The organism is Peterkaempfera griseoplana, assembly GCF_001418575.1.
Classification (GTDB): domain Bacteria; phylum Actinomycetota; class Actinomycetes; order Streptomycetales; family Streptomycetaceae; genus Peterkaempfera; species Peterkaempfera griseoplana.
Window position 1 is genome coordinate 1 of the sequence record NZ_LIQR01000574.1, and the last position, 5,629, is coordinate 5,629.

General features: G+C 76.5%; 3 protein-coding genes. 1 reads left to right on the forward strand and 2 read right to left on the reverse strand.

Translation table 11 applies throughout. The features are described from left to right. Both AOK09_RS33145 and AOK09_RS33150 read right to left on the reverse strand, forming a co-directional pair. Positions 1 to 2,625: DUF5682 family protein (locus tag AOK09_RS33145; protein ID WP_055590926.1), on the reverse strand; the 2,625-nt coding region annotated here is incomplete at its 3' end. Then, positions 2,626 to 3,714 (reverse strand): ATP-binding protein, encoded by a 1,089-nt coding sequence (locus AOK09_RS33150; protein ID WP_055590928.1) that lies wholly within the window; start codon positions 3,712 to 3,714, stop codon positions 2,626 to 2,628. Positions 3,715 to 4,050: 336 nt separating this feature from the next. Here AOK09_RS33150 and AOK09_RS33155 point away from each other — a divergent pair, with 336 nt between their 5' ends. Continuing rightward, a complete protein-coding gene (locus tag AOK09_RS33155; RefSeq protein ID WP_055590927.1) occupies positions 4,051 to 5,412 on the forward strand; it encodes an SWIM zinc finger family protein in 1,362 nt (453 codons plus the stop codon). The last annotated feature ends 217 nt before the right edge of the window (positions 5,413 to 5,629 follow it).

Here is a 5,629-nt window from a genome sequence, read left to right on the forward strand (position 1 = left end):
GGGCGGGGGCTGCTCGGCAGCGTCCGGGACGGTGAGGCCCAGCAGCAGGGAGACCACGGGCAGGGCGGCGTCCGCGCGGGCGAGGTCGGGTTCGGCGGAGAAACCAGCCCCGGAGGCGGCCGCCGGTCGTGTCAGGAGCCCGGGATCGCCGCCGGCATGGCCGGCCGAGGTGCGGATCCGCTCCCCCACGGTGCGGCGAACCCCCGCCTCGAACGACGAGAAGGTGCGGCGCAGCAGCGGCAGCACATCGGTGAAGGCGTCACCCGGCACCGAGGAGACCCAGTCGTCCAGCAGCGCGAGCAACCGGTCGTCATGGACGAGCAGCATGCCTCCGCCCGCCAGGAAGCCCTCGGCCCAGCCGGCCGCGTCGGCCGGGCCGACCGCGGTGGACAGGGCCAGCCCCATCCGGCGGGCCGCCTCGTCGGTGGAGAGCCTGCCGTCGTCCAGCAGCAGCCGTACGGCGCGGCCGCGCAGCAGGCCGGGGACTCCCGTGGCGAGGCTGCCGGAGGGCGTCCGGCGGGCCAGCGACAGCAGAGCGGCCGCCCAGCGGTCACGGATCCCGGACGCCGCCGTGGGCCGCCGGGCGGGCACGGGCGCCGCCGAGGGAGGCAGGGCGGGCTGCGCCTGGAGCGCCGAGTGCGGTCGGCGCTCCGAGCGGGGTTCGGGCTCCTGATGCGTCCGAGTCCCCGGCTGCGGCTGGGCGGGCGGATCGTGCTCCGTCCGGACGTGCGGATCCGGCTGCGGCCGCGGTGCGGGTGCCGGCCCGTCACCGAGCAGCCCGACGGCGCCGTGCACGGCGTCCAGATGGACCCGCATCGCGGCGGCTCCCTCCCCGTCCAGCCCGGTACAGGCGGGTGGCAGGCCGATGCACACCCGCACCGCCAGCCCCTCGGCCACCTTGCGCAGCGCCCCCGCGTCGGTGCCCCGGACATCGCCGTAGCGCAGCGACCGCACCAGGGCGGGCAACGCCTCGGCCAGATGGGCCACATCGGTGTCCAGCGCGGCCCGGTCGGCGAGCACCCTCATCACCGTGGGCAGGGCGTCCGGCAGATCGGCGAGCAGGCAGCTCTCGGCCAGCGCGGTGACCTCGGCAAGCGTTGTGGCTCCGACCGCTCCGTCGCGGGCCCGGGCCGCGGCGGCGGCCTCGACGGTGGTGCCCCAGGGGGCGGCCTCCACCACGCGGACGGCCAGCTCGGGATCCCAGCGCAGCCGCCAGCTCTCACGGAAGGTCCCGGTGCTGCCGACGGCTGAGCGGGCGGGCTCGCCCCAGGGGATGCCCAGCAGCCGGAGCCGGTGCAGCAGCCGGCTGCGGTGGGCGTCGGTCTCCTTGCGGAGGTCCAGGTCGAGGTCGCGTTCGGCGGGGTCGGGGCGCAGCCGGAGACTGCGCTGCTGCCGGCTGAGGTCACGCTGCAGGGGCACCGCGGGGGCGGTGCCGGGCACCTCGCCCAAGGCGTCGCCCACCACCAGACGGTCGTGGACCAGGGCGAGCGCGGAGTCCGAACCGTCGCCCAGCACGGCGCGCACCGCGTCCAGGGTCTCGGTCAGGCCCGCGAGCGGGCGGCCGCGCATGGCCGCCAGTGCCTCGGCCAACCGCACCGCCTCGATCACATGGGCGGACGAGACCGGGTGGTCCGCTTCACGGAGCAGCCCGGCGGCATGGGTCATCCAGCGGGCGATCGGGCGGTCCGGGGCAGTGAAGAGGTGGTGGTACCAGCCGGGCGAGGTGACCCCGGCCCCGTAGCCGGTGTGCTGGGCGAGGCGGCGGTGCGTCCAGGGCACCCAGGTGATCTCGGTCCTGGGTCTGCGGGGCAGCGTTCTGAGCAGCTCCCGGTCCTGCGCCGCGGTGGGCATCCGCTCCAGCGCGGGCACATGCCAGGCACCGCAGACCACGGCGACCCGGGTGTGCCCGGCCCGCCGGGCCGCCCGGATCCGCTGCCGCATGTACGCCTCACGCAGTGCGTCGTCCGGCAGACCTCCCGGGGCCGGGGAGCCGTCCGGGCGCTGCGGGCGCAGTGCCCCCATGGCTTCGGCGACGGCCCGGAACGGGGCCAGCGGATCGTCGTCACCGGCGCCCGGCCGGTGCGGCAGGCGGTGCTCGATGACGTCCTCCCACCAGCGCTCGGGGTCGTCATGGCCGGCTGCGGCCGCCAGGGCCGCGATCGGATCCGCCACCGGGGGCGGCTCGGGCGCGGCGGGTGCGGCATCGCCCGCCGGTGCGGGGGCGGTCGGGAGCGGGGCACTCCCCTCCGGCGCCCCGCCCGGCTGTGCCGCCTCCTGCTCCCGCGCGGCCGCGAGGGCGAATCCGTACGCCGCGGGAAGGTCGATGAAGTGGACGGGTGTGGACCGCTCCACCGCGAACCGCAGCGCGACCCACTCGGGGGAGAACGAGGCGAAGGGCCAGAACGCCGCCCGCGAGGGGTCGTCCACCGTGTGTGCCAGCAGCGCGACGGGCGGCACCATGTCCTTCTCCCCGGCCAGGGAGAGGATCGGGTCGGCCTCCGGCGGGCCTTCGATCAGCACCGCGTCCGGCTCGATGCGGGCCAGTGCGGCGGCCACCGCACGGGCCGAGCCGGGCCCGTGGTGTCGTACGCCGAGCACGGTGGCCCGCAGCCCCCCGGCGGCCATTCAGCTCACCTCTCGGCAGGCGCGGTAGAAGTCCTTCCACCCGTCGCGCTCGCGCACCACGGTCTCCAGGTACTCCTGCCACACCACCCGGTCCCCTGCCGGGTCGCGGACCACCGCACCGAGGATCCCGGCCGCGACGTCCGCCGAGCGCAGCACACCGTCACCGAAGTGGGCGGCGAGCGCCACACCACTGGTGACCACGGAGATGGCCTCGGCCGTGGAGAGCGTGCCGGTGGGCGACTTGAGCCTGGTGCGGCCGTCCGCGGTGACACCGTCGCGCAGCTCCCGGAAGACGGTGACCACCCGGCGTATCTCCTCGGCGCCGTCGGGCAGGTCGGGCAGGTCCAGCGAGCGGCCCAGCTGCCGGACCCGCCGGGAGACGATGTCGACCTCGTCCTCCACCGTGGCGGGCAGCGGCAGCACGACGGTGTTGAACCGGCGGCGCAGCGCGCTGGAGAGCTCGTTGACCCCGCGGTCCCGGTCGTTGGCGGTGGCGATCAGGTTGAAGCCGCGCACCGCCTGGGTCTCGCCGCCGAGCTCGGGAACCGGCAGGGTCTTCTCCGACAGGATGGTGATCAGGGTGTCCTGCACGTCCGGTGGGATCCGGGTGAGCTCCTCGACCCGGGCGATCCTGCCGTCCGCCATGGCGCGCATCACCGGGGACGGCACCAGGGCGTCGCGGCTGGGGCCGTGGGCCAGCAGCTGGGCGTAGTTCCACCCGTAGCGGACGGCCTCCTCCGGCGTGCCGGCGGTGCCCTGCACCAGCAGCGTGGAGTCACCGCTCACGGCGGCCGCCAGATGCTCCGAGACCCAGGTCTTGGCGGTCCCGGGCACTCCCAGCAGCAGCAGCGCCCGGTCGGTGGCCAGCGTGGTGACGGCGACCTCCACGATGCGGCGCGGGCCGACGTACTTGGGGCTGATCACGGTGCCGTCGGGGAGTTCGCCGCCCAGCAGATAGGTGGCCACGGCCCAGGGCGACAGCCGCCAGCGCTCGGGGCGCGGCCGGTCGTCGTGGGCGGCGAGGGCGGCGAGCTCCGCCGCGAAGGCCTCCTCCGCGTGGGGCCGCAGCACCTCCGGGGCGGACGTCACGGTGGGCTGCGCGGTCGCGCTGGACTGCGCGGTCGCGGTGGGCTGCGAGGTCGAGGAGGCGCGCGTGGTCAAGGGGGCTCCTTCCAGCGGGCCGCACAGGGCACACCTGTGGCGGGGAGTCTCGGCGGCGGTCGAACGGGGAGCATGGGCGGATGGCGGGCGCAGGGGCAGTCCACGGTCAGGCCGGCCGGGGAGCGGTGCACGCACCGCCGTCGCACCGGCGTTCCCGGCCTGCACGAACCACCATGCACCACGGCACTGACAATGTGTCCGGTCCGGGCATCCGGCAGCGGTTGCCCGGGTGCGTTGTCAGTGGCGGCGCCTACCGTCGAGAGCATGTCGGTGACGTCGAACGAGGCCCGCTGGACGGCGGAGCACGTACTGGCGCTGGCGCCTGACGCCGCGTCGCGGAAGGCCGCGGCCGGACTTTCCTCGCCCGCGCTCTGGTCCGGGGCGGGCGCCTCGGCCGGCGCCGTGTGGGGCGAGTGCGGAGGCAGCGGCGGCACCGCCTACCGCACCAGCGTGGATCTGGCGGGGCCTGCCTTCTCGTGCAGTTGCCCGAGCCGCAAGTCCCCGTGCAAACACGCGCTGGGCCTGTTGCTGCTCTGGACGTCCGGCCCGGAGGCGGTCCCGGACGCCGAACCTCCGGCCGAGTCGGCCGCAGCCCGGCCGGCCACCGGGAGGCAGCGGGCCGAGCAGCAGGAGAAGCAGGCGACCGCACCCGCCGACCCGGCAGCGGCCCGCCGCAGGGCGGAGCGCCGGTCCGCCCGGGTCGCCGCGGGCGCCGCCGAGTTGCGGGCCCGGCTCGCCGACCGGCTGCGCACCGGGCTCGCCGGAGAGGAGCACACCGGCTATGCCGCCTGGGACGACGTGGCCGCCCGGATGGTCGACGCCCAGGCTCCGGGGCTGGCCGCCCTGGTCCGCGAGCTGGCCGCCGAACCGGCCTCCGGACCCGGCTGGCCCGGCCGGCTGCTGGAGCGCTACGCCCTGCTGGATCTGCTCGCCTCCGCCTACGGGCGCATCGACGGGCTGCCCGCGCCCCTCGCGGCCACCGTGCGCGCCCGGGTCGGTTTCACCATGGAGAGCGCCGAGGTGCTGCGCGGCCCCCGGGTCGGCGACCGCTGGCTGGTACTGGGCGTCCGGGAGTCCGCCGACGACCGGCTGACCACCCGTCGGCTGTGGCTTCGCGGCACCACGACCGGCCGCACCGCTCTGCTGCTCTCCTTCGGCCGGCCGGGCCTGGCGCCGGATCTCGCCCTGCCGACCGGCCACACGGTGGAGGCGGATCTGGCCTACCACCCCGGAGTCCGTCCACTGCGCGCCGTTCTGGGCGCCGGCCATCCGCCGCCGGTCGCCCCGCCCCCGGCCGAGGCGGTGCCACCCGGTGTCTCCGTGGACGGCGCGCTGGCCGAGTACGGGGCGGCGCTGGCGGAGGAGCCCTGGCTGGAGTCCTGGCCGGTGGTGCTCGCCGCTGTGGTGCCGGTGCCCACCGAGCAGGGGTGGCGGCTGGTGGAGGCGGACGGCTGCGAGGCGATACCCGTGCAACGGCGCGGAACCACGTCCGTGCCGGGCCTGTGGCGGCTGGCCGCCGTCTCCGGGGGGCGGCCGGTGACGGTCTTCGGCGAGTGCGGCCACAGCGGCTTCAACCCGGTGACCGTCTGGGACGCCGCAGGCACGGCGACCGGGCTCTGCCCATGAACCACCCCCGCGCATGGACACGGACACGCTCCCCACAGACACGCTCCCCGCGGGGAAGCTCCACGCCGCCCCGCGGTGCACTGTGCCGGGGCACCGGGCGGCGCGGCGAGCTGTGCCGGGCAACGCCGGGGATCTGCAACAGCCCACAGGACACCGCCCGGCGGTACGGCGAGCGGCCCACCGGCAGCTCCGTCCGAGCGGCGTCCAGCCCTACGGC